Genomic DNA, 16,607 nt, shown 5'->3' with positions numbered 1-16,607 from the left:
CGCTCAGCACGACGCGGTCGGCCGTCCCGCCTTGAGGTTGGCCAGCTGGGCGAGCGCGTCGTCCAGTGTGGACACCTTGATGAGGTTGAGCCCGGACGGCGCGGTCGTCTTCGCCTCGGCGCAGTTGTGCTCGGGCACGAGGAAGTCGGTGGCCCCCGCCTCCCGGGCGCCGACGACCTTGAAGGAGATCCCGCCGATCGGGTCGACCTCACCCGTCTCGGTGATCTCGCCGGTGCCGGCGATGTGCCGCCCGGCCGCCAGGTCACCGGGCCGGAGCCGGTCGATGATCGCCAGGGTGAACATCAGCCCGGCCGACGGGCCGCCGACGTCCTGCAGCGAGATCGTCACGTTGAACGGCGCGTCGGCCCGGTCGACCGCGGTGAGGCCGATGAAGCCCTCCTTGCGGTCGGGGCGCGAGGCGAGGGTGAGCGGCACGGTCCGCTCCGGCTGGCCGTCGGACTGGAAGGTGATCTGGACGGTCTGGCCGGGCAGGGTGCCGGCCAGCGCGGCCCGCACGTCCGCGGCCTCGACGATCTTCTTGTTGTTGACGGTGATCAGCTTGTCGCCGGGGGCCAGCACGTGGTCCGCGGGGCTGCCGGAGACGATCTCCTTCGCCAGCACCTTGACCGGGTAGCCGAGCTTGCGCAGCGCTGCGACCTGGGCGTTGGTCTGCGAGTCCTGCAGCTGCTGGATGTTCTCCTGCTTGACCTGCTCGTTGGTCTCGCCCGGCTTGAAGTACTCCTCGCGCGGCGCCAGCGCGTACCGGCCGCTCGCCCAGAAGCCGAGGCCCTGGAACAGGGTCACGCCGTCGTGCAGGGAGACGGTCGTCATCCGCAGCTCGCCGGTGGTCTGGAAGGTGTCGTGACCGGCGACCTGGATGACCGGGTTGCCCGCCGCGTCGCGACCGAGCGTGTCGTAGGTCGGGCCCGGGCTGATCGCCACGAACGGCACCGGCACGACCGAACCGAGCACCACGAACACCAGGAACAGCGAGCCGCTGACCACGAGCGTCCAGCCCCGGCGGGTCATCCGCCGGGCCTCCCCGGTCCGCTCCGGCGGAGTTTCCGGCGGGGTGGGCGCGGGGGCGGTCTCGGTGCTCTCCTCGGAGGACTTGGTCACGCCCGACAGCGTACGGTGACCGTGTTCGCTTCTCGGTGAAGGCCACGCACATGGGTCCGGTTGACGCGCTCCGGGGCGCCCGACCCGCGTACGGTGGACCCATGAGCAAACCCCCGTTCGGCTTCGGACCTTCCGATCCCGACAAACGAGGTGAGAACGACCCCTCGGAGGGCGGGCAGCAGTCCGGCGCCGAGGCCTTCAACCAGCTCGGTCAGATGCTGAGCCAACTGGGCCAGATGCTCAGTCAGGCCGGTACTTCCAGCGGGCCGGTGAACTACGATCTCGCCAAGCAGATCGCCCTGCAGAACCTGGGCAGCGCCGGCAACACCGGCGAGAGCCGGCTCGGTTTCTCCGGCAGTGACGACTCGAACGCCGCCGTGCGTGACGCGGCCCACCTAGCCGAGATGTGGCTCGACCCGGTGACGTTCCTGCCCGCGGGCGCGACGTCGACGGTCGCCTGGTCGCCGCGCACCTGGGTGGAGAAGACGCTCCCCACGTGGCAGCGGCTCTGCGACCCGGTCGCCCAGCGGATCTCGGGCGCCTGGATGGAGGCGCTGCCCGAGGAGGCCAAGCAGGCCGCCGGCCCGTTGATGCAGATGATGGGGCAGATGGGCGGGATGGCCTTCGGCTCCCAGCTCGGCAACGCGCTGGCGCAGCTCGCCTCGGAGATGCTGACGTCGTCCGAGATCGGCCTCCCGCTGGCGCCCCCGGGGACATCGGCGCTGCTGCCGGCGAACATCGAGAAGTTCGCCGAGGGCCTGGAGCTGCCGAACAGCGAGATCCTCGTCTTCCTGGCCGCTCGCGAGGCGGCCCACCAGCGGCTCTTCACGCACGTGCCGTGGCTGCGCCAGCGGCTGCTGGCGACGGTCGAGGAGTTCGCCCACGGGATCTCGGTCGACACGTCGGCGCTGGAGTCCCTGGCCGGCCAGATCGACCCGTCGAACCCGGCGAGCATCGAAGAGGCCATGTCGTCCGGGCTGCTGGAGCCGCAGACGACGGAGGAGCAGAAGGGTGCGCTGAACCGCCTGGAGACGTTGCTCGCCCTGGTCGAGGGCTGGGTCGACGTGGTCGTGGCCGAGGCCGTCGATGATCGGCTGCCGGGCGCGGACGCCCTGCGCGAGACCCTGCGCCGCCGCCGCGCGACGGGTGGTCCGGCCGAGCAGACGTTTGCCACCCTGGTGGGCCTGGAGCTGCGCCCCCGCCGCATGCGAGCGGCGTCGACGCTGTGGAACATGGTGGGCGAGCAGCACGGCATCGAGAAGCGCGACGCCCTGTGGTCCCATCCGGACCTGATGCCGACGGCCGAGGACCTCGACGAGCCCCTGGACTTCTCGGCCCGAGTAGGCCAGAGCGGCACGGCGGACGACCTGGACCCGATGGCCGAGCTGGAGCGCACAGAGCGCGAAGAGCGCGAAAAGGCCGCGCCCCCGTCCACCGACACTGACACCCCAGACGACAAGAGCTGAGCTTCACTCACCAGACCGGGCGCCCCGCACCAGCGAGGCGCCCGGTTCTGCATCCAGCCCCACGTCCACCGCGTCGCCCCAATCACCCGTGTCGACTCCCCCATCACGCGAGTCGACCTCCCAGTCACGCGAGCCGACCCTCCAATCACGCGAGCCGACCTCCTAGGCACGCCGACCGACCGTCCGAGCAGGGAAACCACCCCTCCAAGCCTCGAGTTCGCCAACCCCGACCGCCGCCACGCCTCAACGCAACCGGGGTGACCCGCACCTGCGGATCACCCCGATTCCGTCCAAACCGTCACCCGGTCAGTCCTCGGTGGAGAGCCCCCACCCGGCGGCCGCCGACAGTCCTTCCAGGTACCCCATCGCGCGCTCCGCTTTCGGGTACCGCTGCACCAGCGCCCAGAACGCCGCGTCGTGCCCGGGCTCGCGCAGGTGCGCCAGCTCGTGCACCAGGACGTAGTCCAGGACCCACGGCGGAACCTTCCGCAGCCGGTCGCTGACCCGGATGGTCGCGTCGACCGGCGTGCAGGACGCCCACCGCGTGCGCATCGGCGGCACCCAGCGGACGCTCGCCGGCACCGCGGTGCCGCCCAGGTACTTGCCCGACAGCTGCGCGCAGCGCGCCAGCAGGGCTTCGTCCGACGCCTTCGGGGACGCCGGCCGACGTGGTTCCGAGCGCTGCAGCTTGCGCTCCATCTCGGCGACCCAGTGTTTCTCCTCCGCCCTCGTCATCCGCGCCGGGATGAGCACGACGAGCGTGTCGTCGTTCCAGTACGCGGTGACCGTCCGGTGCCGGCGCTGGCTGCGCCGCACTTCGACCTTGTGTTCGGGTGTGTCCGACGAGGGGTTCTCGTCCCCTCGGCTCCTCAGTGAGGGCATCCGTGCTTCGACCACTCGACAACGGTAAGGCCACCCACCGACAACTCCGAGCGCCTTAAGGTCACAGACCCGAGTTATCCACAACTACCTCCACTTGTGGACAACTCGGCCGTTCCGGGGCCTTCCGAGGTCCGGGGGTCGCCGGCGGATGCGATTCTGCGGACATGCTGCTCTCCCCCGCGGACATGCCACCGGTCCCGCTGCCCGCCTTCCCGGCCCTGCTCCCGGGCCTGACCGTGCTGGAACGCGGCCCGGACGAGATCCAGATCGGCCTCGACCCGCGCCACGGCGTGGCCATCGAAGGCCTGCCCCCGAACCTCGTCACGCGGTTGCGGTTGCTCGACGGCCAGGCGCCCGTCGAGCGGATCCTGCTCGCCGAGAGCGAACACCGTGATCAGCTGCGCACGCTCCTGCTCCAGCTGACCGCCCTCGGCCTGGTCACCGAGGCCGGCGCGCCCGACAGCGCCGTGCTCCGCGGCGAGATCGGCCTGTGGTCGCTGCGGGCCCGCCACCACCAGGCCGCGCTGGCCGACCGGCGGCGCGCGACGGCGATAGCGGTCCAGGGTGACGGCCGCGTGGCGGTCGCCGTGGCCGTCCTGCTGGCCAACGCCGGGATCGGGCACGTCGAACCGCGGCTGCCCGGCGCGGTGACCGAGCACGACCTAGGCTCCGGCTTCACCGAGGCGGACCTGGGCCGGCCGCGGCGCCACGCGCTCGCCGACCTGATCCGCCGGATCGACGCGCGGGTGCGCGTCACGCGGCTCCACGACCGCTACCCCGATCTGGTGCTGCTCACCGACGCCATCGTGCCCGCGCCCGAGGTCGTCGCCGAGCTGATGGACGACGGCGTCCCCCACCTGGCGGTCCGCGTCCGCGACGGGACCGGCATCGTCGGGCCGCTGGTGGTGCCGGGCCGGAGTTCGTGCCTGCGCTGCGCCGACCTGCACCGGACCGACCTCGACCCGTGCTGGCCGCGCGTCGCCGGCCAGCTCGCCGGGCGGCACCAGCGGCCGGACCTCGGCGCGGTCCAGGCGTGCGCGTCGCTGGCCGTCGCGCAGTCCATGCGGCTGCTCTCCCCCGCCGAGCTGGCACCGCCGTCGTGGAACGCGACCCTCGAGATCGACGCCTTCGACGGCCGCATCCGCCACCGCGGCTGGCCGCCGCACCCGAGGTGCGGGTGCGGTCCACCCGCGGCGCAACAGGAGACGTAGGCCACTAAGACGCCGCGAGCAGGCTGCGCGCGGACGCGTGCGCAAGGCAGAATCGACGAGGTGACCGACTTCCGCGACGCCGCCGATCGTGACACCGCGATGCCGAGCAAGGGTGCGGCCCGCACCGCCAAGCTCGCCAGCCTTCCGCTCGGGATGGCCGGACGGGCGGTCAGCGGCTGGGGCAAGCGGCTGGCCGGCCAGAGCGCGGAGCAGGTGAACGCGACGCTGTCGGCCAAGGCCGCCGAGCAGCTGTTCGAGGTGCTCGGCACGCTCAAGGGCGGGGCCATGAAGTTCGGCCAGGCGCTGAGCGTGTTCGAGGCGGCGGTGCCGGACGACATGGCGAAGCCCTACCGCGAGGCGCTGACGAAGCTGCAGGCCGCGGCGCCGCCGATGGCGGCCCGGCAGACCCACCGGGTCCTCGCCGAGCAGCTGGGCCGGACCTGGGCCGGCCGCTTCACCTCGTTCGACGACGAGCCGGCGGCGGCCGCGAGCATCGGCCAGGTGCACCGCGCGGTCTGGCACGACGGCCGCGAGGTCGCCGTCAAGGTCCAGTACCCGGGGGCCGACGAGGCGCTGCGCAGCGACCTGCGGCAGCTGCAGCGGTTCAGCAGGCTGTTCCAGGCGTTCGTGCCCGGCACCGAGGTCAAGCCGCTGCTGGCCGAGCTCGCCGCGCGGATGAACGAGGAGCTCGACTACCAGGCCGAGGCCCAGCACCAGCGGGCCTTCGCGAAGGCGTTCGACGGCGACCCCGGCATCCTGGTGCCGCGCGTCGTCGCCAGCGCGCCGAAGGTCGTCGTGACGGAGTGGGTCACCGGCACACCGCTGTCGAAGGTGATCGCCGACGGCGACCGCGCGACGCGGAACCTGGCCGGCCGGCTGCTGGCGGAGTTCCACTACTCCTCACCCGAGCGCGTCCACCTGCTGCACTCGGACCCGCACCCGGGCAACTTCATGATCACCCCGGACGACAGGCTGTGCGTCATCGACTTCGGCGGCGTCGCGCGGCTGCCCGAGGGCATCCCCCGTCACCTGGGCGAGATGACCCGGCTGGCCCTCGACGGCGAGTCCGCCGAGCTGATGCGCCTGCTGCGGGAGAACCGCTTCATCCGGCCGGACAGCGACCTGACCGCGGACGAGGTGCTCGGCTACCTGGCGCCGTTCACCGAGCCGCTGGCCGAGCCGACGTTCCACTTCACGCGCAAGTGGATGCAGCGGCAGGCGTGGCGGGTCGGCGACAGCCGCGGCAACGACTTCAAGGTCGGCCGCTCGCTCAACCTGCCGCCCGAGTACCTGATGATCCACCGGGTCACCGCGGGCTCGACGGGCATCCTCTGCCAGCTCGACGCGGAGATCCCGGCGCGGGGCATCGTGGAGCGCTGGCAGGCCGGTTTCGCCGGCTGAGTTGTCCACAGGCCGGGCCGCGAACGGGCGGATTCCGGCGAGTTGTCCACAGCTCGGGGAAACGGGGTTCCACCCGGTTGGCGGAGCGTTCATGCTCGATGCATGACCGCTACGCATCGCACCGACCCACTCGCCCTCGGTAACCCTGGCGCCGGCGAGGTGATGAACCTCGAACAGCTACGCAGGGCCGGGGTGTCCGATCGAAGAACCCGGCGGCTCTGCGGCCCCGGCGGGCCGTGGCGCCGCCTGCACCCCGGTGTCGTCCTGCTGCGCAACACCACGCCGACGCGGCAGCACCTGCTGCACGCCGCGATCGCGCGTTACGGGTCGAAGGTGGTGATCAGCGGCGCCGACGCCCTGCGAGCCCACGGCGTGAAGTGCCCGGCGACCGGCGAGATCGAGCTGCTGGTGCCCGACTACTGCCGGGTGATGGCGAAGGCGGGAATCCACGCGACCCGCACGTCCCGGCTGCCGGACCCGGTGCTGGTCGACGGCCTGCCGTTCGCCCCACCGGCCCGCGCGGCGCTCGACCTGGCGCGGGCGGAACCCGACCCGGCGCAGATCCGGCAGCTGCTGACGCTGCCGCTCTACTGGGGCCTGTGCGACCGCCAGCAGCTGCTGGCGGAGCTGGAGGCGGGCCCGCAGCGCGGCTCGTCGGCGGTCCGCAAGGTACTGCGCCGCCTGGACGAAGGCCCGATCCGCGCGCACGGCCTGGCGGCGCGAGTGCTGGACACGGCCCTGCTCCCACCGCCGAGCTGGGACGTCACGATCTGCGACCGCCGAGGCCGCCGCATAGGCGAGGCCGACGCGTGGTGGGACGAGATCGGTTTGGCCTGGCAGTACCGCTGCGGCCCCAGCTCCACGGGCGGCTTCACCCACCTGGCCTTGGCGGCTACGGGAATCATCCTGGTCCGCTGCACGGTCCGGCAGCTACGCCAGGTCCCCCGCGACGTGGCGAAGGAGCTGGTCCAGGCCTACGGCGAAGCATCGAGAACACCACGCCCGCGAGTGCAGGTATTGACCACACCGCTGACCGGAGACGCGGCATGAACCGGGCCAAGACATCCACGCCACTCGAGACACGCCCGCGAGCCCAGCACAACTCCAGCCTCGACCGACGACGCAGCACGGGGCCCGCCAGAGGCATCGACGCCATTCGGGAACACGGCCCTCGTCCCAGCCACCTGCCTGGCCCTTGTCGACGACACGGCACAAGCCGACCGAAGGCATCCGCACCAGGCGCCGAACCGGGGACGAGTCCGAATCCTGCTCAAGCCGTCGGTCGTCAGGTCGGCGGCACGGCGGCATGGCAGGGCGGACGGCGCAGCAGCGCGAGCAGCGCGGCGGCGCAAGCAGTACGGGCAGCGCGAGCGGCGCGGCAGCGAAGCCGAGGCCACGTCTGCCGACCTGCTCGTTGATGATCTTCGCCGGCCCGGCGAAGGCGCATGAACCCGCCCCGATAGCCGGCCCGCCCGTCAGCGCGACTCAGCCAGCCGCCGAGTCAGCCGCTGCTGAACCGCACCAACCCGACAGCCGATTCCCGCGGAGGAACCTCGTGATCACCAGTACTCGTCAGGCAGCTTGCCCTCGATGTCGCGCACGTGCTGCCGCGCGCAGTCCGGGCACAGCCACCGCAGCGTGCCGCGCTCACGGGTGGACACCCAGGCGAGCGCCGTAGCCGGGTCGTCGTCGGCACCGCGGGTGCGCCCGCAGCGTGTGCACGCGGCCGGTTCCGGCGCGCTCACCGGGACCGTCCACTGTGGATCGCCTTGGCGCCCAGCAGGTACAGGTCCGCACGGTGGCCGAGGAAGTCCGGACCGGCTGGGTCGGTGAGGGCGGCGATCGTCGCGCGGTCGTCGGCGTCGAGGCGGTCGCCCGCCGACCCGGCGAGCCAGCCGACGCGGTGCACCACGTACTCGCGCAACAGGTCCGAGCCGGGCATCGGGTGGTCGATGAGCGCGCCGAACGACTCGACGTCCTCGAGCCCGGCCTCGCGAAGCGCGCGCGGCCAGCCGTAGGGCATGGCGACGCTGCCCGCGATGCCGGCCCGCATCCCGGCGAACCACTCGGCCCGCGCGGCGAGCAGCCGATGCTCCAGCCCGGGCCGTCCGATTCCGAGATCCCAAGGGAGGCAACGCATTTCGAGCCCGCCTTCGGAGATGGCGAGCACCGCACCCGGCCGCAGCAACCCGGCGAGCGTCCGCAGCGCGGCCTGCTGATCGCCGACGTGGTGCACCACCCCGGACGCCCACACGAGGTCGGCGGCCGGCACCCGGTCGGCCAGCTGAGGGTCGGCGAGATCACCGTGTACGCCGACGACCTCGACGCTCTCACCGGCGACCGCGGCCACAGCCCGCTGCGCTTCGGCGAGCAACGCGGGTGTGGCGTCGAGCAGCACGACGGTGCCCCCATCACCAAGGGCCAGCTCACGCGCGAAGTGCACGCTCATCCCGCCGGCCCCACACCCGACATCAACTACGGTCGGCCGACCGGCCGCCCCGGAAAGGAGCCGCCGCGCGACGGGCGCGAGTGCCTCGGCATCGAGGGCGTCGGCCATGCGCAGCTGGGCGAGGCGGTCCGCCCAGTCGATGTCGTCGTGGGTGTGTCCGGGCATCACCCCATTCAACACCGCCACCCGGCAGAAAGGCGCGCTCGAACAACCAGACACCAACCAGACGAGGTGGGGTGGGGGCGGGGCGGCGGGGGCGGGGGCGGGGGGGCGGGGGCGGGCCCCAGGGGGATCGTGTCTCCCCACTGATCAGCGCCCGACCCCACTCTCACCGGCGACCACCGGCTCGCACCGGCGACCACCGGCTAGCGCAAGCCGTCGCCGGTGCGAGCGCGATGAGGGCGCGCCGCCGAAGGCCGGCCCCGCGGCGTCGACAACCAGAGCCAGCCGACACAACCACACGCAACCCCATTGACCTGCGCAAACCCAGGCAGGCCCCTGCCGCCGTGGGGCGGCAGGGGCCTGCTCTCAGCTCTGGTTCTCGTACCGCTCCGCGCGCTGGGCCGCCCATCGGGCTACTCGGCTCCACCGGCGGATGGCACGGGCGCTACCTCGGGCCCGCTGGGTGCGGATGCCCTCCTCCAGATCCCGTATTCGGGCCCTGGACAGTTCTTCGTAAAGCAACATCTCGCTGATCTCCTCGATCTCGGTCTTCGTCAACTGCAGGTGCACGCGTTTGCGCGCTTCGTGGTCCCTCGTGGTGATCGGTTCGACGCTCATGCGGCGGCGCTCCGGTGCTCGCCGCTCTTGGCGGCGACGGGCTCGACGGTGGCGTTCTTGCGCGGACGGCCACGGGGCCGCTTGCGCGCGATCACGACGCCGCGCTCGAAGATCTCGCCACCCCAGACGCCCCACGGCTCACGCCGCGCCAGTGCGCCGGCCAGGCAGGCCTCGCGAACCGGGCAGTCGGCGCAGGACGCCTTGGCGCGCTCGAGCTCGGCCGGGGACTCGGCGAACCAGAGGTCCGCGTCGCCCGAGCGGCAGGGCAGAGCCACGTCCGGGACGGTGACGGGGTCGAGCAGGTCGGCGAATATTGCCTCACCCGCGGTGTAGGCGATGGCCGAAGACATGGGGGTTCCTCCTGGTGTCGTACGGGTTTCGGTTTTGGGCGTGGAGCTGGGCAATGCTGTTCCTCTTGGGTTGTGCAGCCAAAACACGAAGGCCGCGGATCCGGGTTTTCCGGTTCCGCGGCCTTCGTGAGCCTCAGTGTCCTGACTGGGTCAGGAACTTCGCTCCCGTATCGACAACGGAACACGGAACTGCTTGATGGTCGGCAGATCGGCCTGCGGGTACGCGGCGAGAACGCCCTCGGTCCCGAAGACGACGACATCGCCGGTGGTCCAGCCCCGCATGACGCGACGCGTGCCACGGATCTCGTGCGCGCTCACGGGCAGACCGGTGCCCGGGCGCTGTGCAGCCGCGACTTCCGCGGCGCAGGACAGACGGGTGCCCGGGTTCGTGAGCGTCAGATTGATGGTCATTTCACCGGCACCTCCTTCGTCTGTACTCTGCACACGCGGCCGCGGAGCGGCACTTCACGTGGATCCCCAGCCGAGCCCTTCGGGCTCGGTACTGGCAGGTTATTGCCCCCCACCACACCGGGGCAACTTAATTACGGGGAAAATCCTCGAAGATACGAAGATCGCCCCTGAGCAGCGGGTTCGCCGCGTGGATCATGGTCCGGACGCGGTCAAGACCTCATCAGGACCGCCGTCAGGACCCCATCGACGCGCGGACGACGCCGAGGATCTCCGTGCCGAAGCGTTCGAGCTTGGTCGCGCCGATCCCGGAGATCGACACCAGTGCCGACTCGTCGACCGGGCGCTGCTCGGCGACGGCCATCAGCGTCGCGTCGGTGAACACGACGAACGGCGGCACCTTCAGTTCCCGGGCCCGGTCGGCGCGCCAGGACTTCAACCGCTCCAACAGGTTCTCGTCCACCGACGACGGGCAACGACCGCAGCGGCCGAGCTTGACGTCGAGGGTTTCCAGCAGCGGCCCGCCGCACACCCGGCAGCGCGTCTTCACCGGCGCGGCCTGCTTCTGCTGCGACCGCGCGGCCCGGGCCGCCGGGTGGTCCTCCGGGATCAGGCCGTAGAGGAACCGGCTGCGACGGCGGTTGCGGCGCGCGCCCGGCGTGCGGGCCAGTGCCCACGACAGCCACAGGTGCTCGCGGGCCCGCGTGACGCCGACGTAGAACAGCCGCCGCTCCTCCTCGATCGCCGCCTCGTCGTTGTCGGCGTGCAGGATCGGCACGGTGCCCTCGGCGAGGCCGACGAGGAACACCGCGTCCCATTCGAGGCCCTTCGCCGCGTGCAGCGACGCGAGCGTCACTCCCTCGACCGTCGGCGGGTGCTGCGCCGCCGCGCGCTGCTCCAGCTCGGCGTTGAAGCGCGGCAGGTCGGCGTCGGCGATCGTCGAGGCGAGCTCCTCGGCCAGCTCGACGATCGCCAGGAGCGCGTCCCACCGTTCCTTCGCGGCGCCACCGGCGGGCGGCGACTCGGTGAGGCCGACGCGGGAGAGCACCGAACGCACGGTCGTGACCAGGTCGGAGCTGCCGTCGCCGCTCGCGGTCCGCAGCGCGGACATCGCCTGCCGGACCTCGGGCCGGTTGAAGAACCGCTCGCCGCCGCGGACCAGGTACGGGATGCCGAACTCGGACAGCGCCGACTCGTAGGCCGCCGACTGGGCGTTCACCCGGTACAACACCGCGATCTCGCTCGCCGCGACGCCGCCGTCGAGCAGCTCGCGCACGCGCCGCGCGACGGCGCCGGCCTCTACCTGCTCGTCGTCGAACTCGGCGAAGCGCGGCTGCGGGCCGGACGGACGCTGGCCGATCAGCTTCAGCCGCGAGCCCGCCGGCCGGCCGCGGGCGGCGCCGATCACCTGGTTCGCCAGCGCGACGACCTCGGGCGTGGACCGGTAGTCGCGTTCGAGCCGGACGACCGTCGCCTCCGGGAAGCGCCGGGTGAACTCCAGCAGCGACCGCGGCGACGCGCCACCGAAGGAGTAGATGGTCTGGTTGGCGTCGCCGACCACCGTCAGGTCGTCACGGCCACCGAGCCACGCGTCGAGCAGGCGCTGCTGCAGCGGCGTGACGTCCTGGTACTCGTCGACGACGAAGCAGCGGTAGCGGTCACGGAACTCCTCGGCGACGACGCCGTGCTCCTCGAGCACCGCCGTCGTGTGCAGCAGCAGGTCGTCGAAGTCGAGCACCTGCGCGGCGTTCTTCAGCTCTTCGTAGTTGCGGTAGACCTCGGCGACCTGCGCGGCCGGGGCGGGGATGTCCCGCTGGGCGCGCGCGGTGACGGCCGGGTAGTCGTCCGGGCTGATCAGCGACGCCTTCGCCCACTCGATCTCGCTCGCCAGGTCGCGCAGGATCTCGATCTCGGTGCCGAGCTTGGCCCGGGTCGCGGCCTGGCCGACGTAGCGGAACTTGTTCTCGAGCAGGTCCCACGGCTGGCCGCCGACCACACGTGGCCAGAAGTAACGCAGCTGACGGCGGGCGGCGGCGTGGAACGTCAGCGCCTGCGCGGCGTCGACGCCGAGGCCGCGCAGCCGGGCGCGCATCTCCCCCGCGGCGCGCGTCGTGAACGTGACGGCGAGCACCTGACCAGCGGAAACGTGCCCGGACATGACCAGGTGGGCGATGCGGTGGGTGATCGTGCGGGTCTTGCCCGTACCGGCGCCGGCCAGGACACAGACCGGCCCCCTCGGGGCACTGGCGGCGGCGCGCTGCTCGGGGTCGAGGCCATCGAGCAGACGGGTGCGGCTCTTCGGGGAAAGTACGCCAGTCACGTCCCGCATCCTCGCAGAGGGGGACGGGGAATCCGGGCAGGGGCACGCGGCCGTATCCTGGTCAGATGGCGGGACAGCAGGACAAGGAAGCGGCCAAGCAGGCCAAGAAGGAGAAGCGCGCGGCGAGCAAGGCCCGGCGTGGCCAGCTCTTCGAAGCCTTCAAGATGCAGCGCAAGGAAGACCCTTGGCTCATCCCCTGGATGGTCGGCTCGATCGTCGTCGTCGCAGGTGTGGCCTTCGGGATCGGCTTCCTCTTCGACTCCCAGTGGGTGCTGCTCCCGCTGGGCATCATCCTCGGCGCGCTCCTCGCCATGATCATCTTCGGCCGGCGCGTCCAGAAGACGGTCTACTCGAAGGCCGACGGCCAGCCCGGCGCGGCGGCGTGGGCGCTCGAGAACCTCCGCGGCAAGTGGAAGGTGACGCCGACCGTCGCCGCGACGACCCAGCTCGACGCCGTGCACCGGGTGCTCGGCGGCCCGGGCGTGGTGCTCGTCGCCGAGGGTGCGCAGCACCGCGTGAAGACGCTGCTCGCCCAGGAGAAGAAGCGCGTCTCCCGGCTGATCGGCGACACCCCGATCTACGACGTCACGATCGGCCACGAAGAGGGCCAGATCCCGCTGAAGAAGCTCCAGGGCTTCCTCATGAAGCTGCCCCGCAACCTCAAGCCGGCCCAGGTCGACGCCCTCGAGGCGAAGCTGGCCGCGCTCGGCAACCGCGGCGCGGCGATGCCCAAGGGCCCGATGCCCGCCGGCGCGAAGATGCGCAACGTCCAGCGCACGATCCGCCGCCGCTGACCCGAGCCCGCGCAGACGACAAAAGGCCCCGTCCGGTGGACGGGGCCTTTCTCGTGCGGGGGTGCCGGGCAGCGGTTTCGGCGGCGGGTTTCGGATGGGACGCACCCAGGACCGCCGATGGTGCGGTGCCGACGCCGGTACCAAGGGACGCCCTCCGGGAGCGCTGCTCCGGCCAAGCTGGGCAGCCAGCCGATGTCGGGCCTACCGGGCCGAGGCTGCTGGCAGAGCAGGTCGACCAGGCGGCGTCCGCTGCGGCGGTCCGGCGCGGCGCGCGGTCAGCGCAGCCGGATGACGACGGTGCCCGTCAGCCGGTCCAGCCAGCTGCGGCCGTCGGCGTTGCGGACGGCGGCCGGGATGATCACGAACGTGAGGACCGCGCGGACCAGCGCCCGCAGCGGGCCGACCAGGGCGGCGCCGTCGAGGCGGGCCACCCGGATGCCCACCACGCCCATCCCGGGGGTGAACCCGAAGAAGCCGGCGGACACGACGGAGATGACCGCCCAGACTCCGCCGGACCACAGGTTGAAATTCTGCATGGCGACCGGGTCCGGCAGGTCGGGGTGCACGAAGATGGCCGTGACCAGGGCCGCGACCACGAGGTCGGCGAGCAGCCCGAGCAGCCGGGTCCCGCCGCTCGCCGCCGAGCCGACGCCGGATTCGGGCAGACCGAACTTCTCGCCCGGCCAGCGCGCGCCGTCCTGATCAGTACTCTGGCCACCGTCACCCGTGCCGGGCAGCCATTCTCCGGTCCATCTCGCCACCCGTCCAGGGTATGCCGGTGGCGCGGACCACATCCGACCTGGTCGGATACCCGGTATCCACCCACCCGTTAACACCGGCGAAACATACGGGTGACGGTCGGGCAACACCGCGCTTTTAGCGTGAGCCGAAGAGAGCACTGCCGCACGAGCTCGAACGAGAAGGAGTCACCGAGGGTGCCCACTACTCCAGACGACATTCAGCGCCTCATCACGGACGAGGACGTCGAAGTCATCGACGTCCGGTTCTGTGACCTGCCCGGCGTGATGCAGCACTTCACGGTCCCGGCGAAGGCCTTCACCGAAGAGGCCTACGAAGAGGGACTCGCGTTCGACGGCTCCTCGGTGCGCGGTTTCCAGTCGATCCACGAATCGGACATGCTGCTGCTGCCGGACCCCGAGACGGCGCGCATCGACCCGTTCCGCAAGGCGAAGACGCTCTCGCTGAACTTCTTCGTGCACGACCCGTTCACCCGTGAGGCGTACAGCCGCGACCCGCGCAACATCGCGCGCAAGGCCGAGCAGTACATCGCGGAGTACGGCGTCGCCGACAACGTGTACTTCGGCCCCGAAGCCGAGTTCTACATCTTCGACTCGGTCCGCTTCGACTCCGCCGAGCACGCCTCGTTCCACGAGATCGACTCCGTCGAGGGCTGGTGGAACACCGGTACCGAAGAGGTCGGTGGCAACCAGGGCTACAAGACGAAGTTCAAGGGCGGCTACTTCCCCGTCCCGCCGGTCGACCACTTCGCCGACCTGCGCGACGACATCGTCCGCGCGCTGCAGGGCTCCGGTTTCGAGATCGAGCGCGCGCACCACGAGGTGGGCACCGCCGGCCAGACCGAGATCAACTACAAGTACAACACGCTGCTGCACGCGGCGGACGACTTGCAGCTGTTCAAGTACATCGTGAAGAACACCGTGTTCGCCGCGGGCAAGACCGCGACGTTCATGCCGAAGCCGCTCGCCGGCGACAACGGCTCGGGCATGCACTGCCACCAGTCGCTGTGGAAGGACGGCACGCCGCTGTTCCACGACGAGTCCGGTTACGCGGGCCTGTCCGACACGGCGCGCCACTACATCGGCGGCCTGCTCAAGCACGCCCCGAGCCTGCTGGCCTTCACGAACCCGACGGTGAACTCCTACCACCGCCTGGTCCCGGGCTTCGAGGCCCCGGTTTCGCTGGTCTACTCGCAGCGCAACCGCTCGGCCTGCGTCCGCATCCCGATCACGGGCAACAACCCGAAGGCCAAGCGCGCCGAGTTCCGCTGCCCGGACTCCTCGGGCAACCCGTACCTGGCGTTCTCGGCGATGATGATGGCCGGGCTCGACGGCATCAAGAACAAGATCGAGCCGGCGGACCCGATCGACAAGGACCTCTACGAGCTCCCGCCGGAAGAGGCCAAGAACGTCAAGCTGGTCCCGGGCGATCTGGGCACGGTCCTCGACACGCTGGAAGCCGACCACGACTACCTGCTCGAGGGTGGCGTGTTCACGCCGGACGTGATCGAGACGTGGGTCTCGTACAAGCGCGAAAACGAGATCGACCCGCTGCGCCTGCGCCCGCACCCGTACGAGTTCGCCCTGTACTACGACGTGTGATCGGCGTGGGGCTTTGACCAGGCGTTTCACTGGTCAAAGCCCCGGCCAGGCCGTCACCAGGCCGTGAAGGTCAGCGGGTGACGGCGCAACAGACACGGGACGGCGGTCGAGTGGGCATCGGCTTGGCCCTGGGCGCGCTCGTGTCGACCAATCGAGAGCACGGCACCGAGCCGGTCTTGCCGGCGATGACCAGGGTCTTCGCCCAAGTTCGGCAATCCATACGTCGCATCGTCGGTCGCAACCGTGACGTCGACGTGCGCGTCGCGGCCGGAGCCGCCATGGCCGCAGGAGCGGTGCTCCACGCCGAAGGAGTCGTGTCGCGTGGACCCGCGCCAGCAGACCTATCCGTGGACGAGAAGCCATCGGCGACGCCGAGCATCAAATACGCGAGGTCGAGAACGCCAGCCGGGAGCTGGCCCGGTCCGTAGCCATCGGAACTGTCAGGCTCCAGATCGCCAGCCTGCTGTGCGTCGGCGTGGGGACAGTCACCTTGGCCATCCCGGGCTTCATAGCGTAACGGTCGGTGGCCGTGGCAGACCTCGACGTGTGATCCGCTGACGCGTCCCTTGGGCACGCCGGCGGCGAGGAGCGGAAACGCCCTCGCCGCCGGCGTTCTTGCGTCCGAGGCTACGAAGTCAGACGCCCTCAGCGGTCGACAGCAGCTTCAAGTCCGCGCCCGCCTCGGCGAAACGGCCTCGGGGGTCCGTCGCCAGCTTGCGGCGTTCCAGGTCCATCAAGCCCAGCGTGCACGTGATCTCCGCGGCCAGTGTGCCGTCGGCCTTGTAGATGTTCGAGTCCATCGAGAACGTCTTGCCGCTGCCGAACTTCGCGTCACACGTCACGTCGACCACGTCGCCCGCGCGGATCTCCCTGCGGAACACGATGTGGGACTCCAGGAGCACCGCCGCGAAGCCCTCGACGCCGTTGAGCGCGCCCGCCTGTTCCAGCAGCTCGAGCCGCGAAACCTCGCCGTACGAGTGGTAGACGGCGTGGTTGAGGTGGCCCAGGGTGTCCAGCTCGTAGTGGCGGACCTTGATCCGGGTCCGGAACGGCTCTCGATCGGTCAC

The 16,607-nt window shown here is 71.1% G+C and carries 16 protein-coding genes; 6 read left to right on the top strand and 10 right to left on the bottom strand.

Annotated features, from left to right (window positions below; all coding sequences use genetic code 11):
- Nucleotides 1-3 precede the first annotated feature (3 nt).
- Entirely contained in the window at nt 4-1,119 is a 1,116-nt protein-coding gene (locus MUY22_RS18670) for a PDZ domain-containing protein (RefSeq protein ID WP_247061265.1), read from the bottom strand.
- A 101-nt stretch (nt 1,120-1,220) separates the two neighbouring features.
- Between MUY22_RS18670 and MUY22_RS18665 the strand changes: the two genes are divergently transcribed.
- On the top strand, nt 1,221-2,585 hold the full coding sequence (locus tag MUY22_RS18665) for a zinc-dependent metalloprotease (protein WP_247061264.1): 1,365 nt from the start codon (nt 1,221-1,223) through the stop codon (nt 2,583-2,585).
- A gap of 306 nt (nt 2,586-2,891) precedes the next feature.
- Here MUY22_RS18665 and MUY22_RS18660 read toward each other — a convergent pair whose 3' ends face one another.
- Nucleotides 2,892-3,401: a M48 family metallopeptidase gene (locus tag MUY22_RS18660; protein WP_247061263.1), complete on the bottom strand. Its 510-nt coding sequence runs from the start codon at nt 3,399-3,401 to the stop codon at nt 2,892-2,894.
- 230 nt (nt 3,402-3,631) lie between these two features.
- Between MUY22_RS18660 and MUY22_RS18655 the strand changes: the two genes are divergently transcribed.
- The 3 genes from MUY22_RS18655 to MUY22_RS18645 all read left to right on the top strand — a co-directional run bounded on the left by MUY22_RS18655 (nt 3,632) and on the right by MUY22_RS18645 (nt 7,129).
- The gene (locus MUY22_RS18655) at nt 3,632-4,678 is read left to right on the top strand and encodes a hypothetical protein (RefSeq protein WP_247061262.1); all 1,047 of its coding nucleotides are present in this window, start codon (nt 3,632-3,634) and stop codon (nt 4,676-4,678) included.
- Nucleotides 4,679-4,738: 60 nt separating this feature from the next.
- Nucleotides 4,739-6,079: an AarF/ABC1/UbiB kinase family protein gene (locus tag MUY22_RS18650; protein ID WP_247061261.1), complete on the top strand. Its 1,341-nt coding sequence runs from the start codon at nt 4,739-4,741 to the stop codon at nt 6,077-6,079.
- Between the two features lie 162 nt (nt 6,080-6,241).
- On the top strand, nt 6,242-7,129 hold the full coding sequence (locus MUY22_RS18645) for a hypothetical protein (RefSeq protein ID WP_247063988.1): 888 nt from the start codon (nt 6,242-6,244) through the stop codon (nt 7,127-7,129).
- A 509-nt stretch (nt 7,130-7,638) separates the two neighbouring features.
- Here MUY22_RS18645 and MUY22_RS18640 read toward each other — a convergent pair.
- The 6 genes from MUY22_RS18640 to MUY22_RS18615 form a co-directional block, all read right to left on the bottom strand.
- Nucleotides 7,639-7,824 carry a hypothetical protein gene (locus MUY22_RS18640; protein WP_247061260.1) on the bottom strand — a complete coding sequence of 62 codons (186 nt, stop codon included), beginning with the start codon at nt 7,822-7,824 and terminating at the stop codon, nt 7,639-7,641.
- On the bottom strand, nt 7,821-8,693 hold the full coding sequence (locus tag MUY22_RS18635; protein ID WP_247061258.1) for a bifunctional 2-polyprenyl-6-hydroxyphenol methylase/3-demethylubiquinol 3-O-methyltransferase UbiG: 873 nt from the start codon (nt 8,691-8,693) through the stop codon (nt 7,821-7,823). Before MUY22_RS18635 ends, MUY22_RS18640 begins: the two co-directional genes overlap by 4 nt.
- Nucleotides 8,694-9,056: 363 nt before the next feature.
- Nucleotides 9,057-9,308, bottom strand: coding sequence for a hypothetical protein (locus MUY22_RS18630; RefSeq protein WP_247061256.1), 252 nt, complete (start codon nt 9,306-9,308; stop codon nt 9,057-9,059).
- On the bottom strand, nt 9,305-9,658 hold the full coding sequence (locus tag MUY22_RS18625; protein ID WP_247061254.1) for a WhiB family transcriptional regulator: 354 nt from the start codon (nt 9,656-9,658) through the stop codon (nt 9,305-9,307). Before MUY22_RS18625 ends, MUY22_RS18630 begins: the two co-directional genes overlap by 4 nt.
- Before the next feature lie 150 nt (nt 9,659-9,808).
- Nucleotides 9,809-10,069 carry a hypothetical protein gene (locus MUY22_RS18620; RefSeq protein WP_247061252.1) on the bottom strand — a complete coding sequence of 87 codons (261 nt, stop codon included), beginning with the start codon at nt 10,067-10,069 and terminating at the stop codon, nt 9,809-9,811.
- Between the two features lie 232 nt (nt 10,070-10,301).
- On the bottom strand, nt 10,302-12,395 hold the full coding sequence (locus MUY22_RS18615; RefSeq protein ID WP_247061250.1) for an ATP-dependent DNA helicase UvrD2: 2,094 nt from the start codon (nt 12,393-12,395) through the stop codon (nt 10,302-10,304).
- A 56-nt stretch (nt 12,396-12,451) separates the two neighbouring features.
- Between MUY22_RS18615 and MUY22_RS18610 the strand changes: the two genes are divergently transcribed.
- Nucleotides 12,452-13,180 carry a DUF4191 domain-containing protein gene (locus MUY22_RS18610; RefSeq protein ID WP_247061248.1) on the top strand — a complete coding sequence of 243 codons (729 nt, stop codon included), beginning with the start codon at nt 12,452-12,454 and terminating at the stop codon, nt 13,178-13,180.
- A gap of 275 nt (nt 13,181-13,455) precedes the next feature.
- Here the strand turns inward: MUY22_RS18610 and MUY22_RS18605 are convergent, their stop codons facing one another.
- A complete protein-coding gene (locus tag MUY22_RS18605; protein ID WP_371827675.1) occupies nt 13,456-13,845 on the bottom strand; it encodes an RDD family protein in 390 nt (129 codons plus the stop codon).
- A gap of 270 nt (nt 13,846-14,115) precedes the next feature.
- Here MUY22_RS18605 and glnA point away from each other — a divergent pair, with 270 nt between their 5' ends.
- Nucleotides 14,116-15,540, top strand: a complete 1,425-nt coding sequence (glnA, locus tag MUY22_RS18600; protein ID WP_247061245.1) for a type I glutamate--ammonia ligase — start codon at nt 14,116-14,118, stop codon at nt 15,538-15,540.
- Between the two features lie 635 nt (nt 15,541-16,175).
- On the opposite strand, the gene MUY22_RS18595 is transcribed toward glnA, so the two are convergent.
- Nucleotides 16,176-16,607, bottom strand: coding sequence for a thioesterase family protein (locus MUY22_RS18595; RefSeq protein ID WP_247061244.1), 432 nt, complete (start codon nt 16,605-16,607; stop codon nt 16,176-16,178).

This window comes from Amycolatopsis sp. WQ 127309 (assembly GCF_023023025.1).
Taxonomy (GTDB): Bacteria; Actinomycetota; Actinomycetes; order Mycobacteriales; family Pseudonocardiaceae; genus Amycolatopsis.
Note: the sequence above shows the minus strand (reverse complement) of the source record. Positions and strands in the feature narration are given on the sequence as shown.

Bases quoted from the DNA above. Each gene is read 5' to 3' on its own strand.
- MUY22_RS18665 (WP_247061264.1), top strand. From the start codon at position 1,221: ATGAGCAAACCCCCGTTCGGCTTCGGACCTTCCGATCCCGACAAACGA.
- MUY22_RS18655 (WP_247061262.1), top strand. From the start codon at position 3,632: ATGCTGCTCTCCCCCGCGGACATGCCACCGGTCCCGCTGCCCGCCTTC.
- MUY22_RS18645 (WP_247063988.1), top strand. From the start codon at position 6,242: ATGAACCTCGAACAGCTACGCAGGGCCGGGGTGTCCGATCGAAGAACC.
- MUY22_RS18635 (WP_247061258.1), bottom strand. From the start codon at position 8,693: ATGCCCGGACACACCCACGACGACATCGACTGGGCGGACCGCCTCGCC.
- MUY22_RS18630 (WP_247061256.1), bottom strand. From the start codon at position 9,308: ATGAGCGTCGAACCGATCACCACGAGGGACCACGAAGCGCGCAAACGC.
- MUY22_RS18625 (WP_247061254.1), bottom strand. From the start codon at position 9,658: ATGTCTTCGGCCATCGCCTACACCGCGGGTGAGGCAATATTCGCCGAC.
- MUY22_RS18620 (WP_247061252.1), bottom strand. From the start codon at position 10,069: ATGACCATCAATCTGACGCTCACGAACCCGGGCACCCGTCTGTCCTGC.
- MUY22_RS18615 (WP_247061250.1), bottom strand. From the start codon at position 12,395: ATGCGGGACGTGACTGGCGTACTTTCCCCGAAGAGCCGCACCCGTCTG.
- MUY22_RS18610 (WP_247061248.1), top strand. From the start codon at position 12,452: ATGGCGGGACAGCAGGACAAGGAAGCGGCCAAGCAGGCCAAGAAGGAG.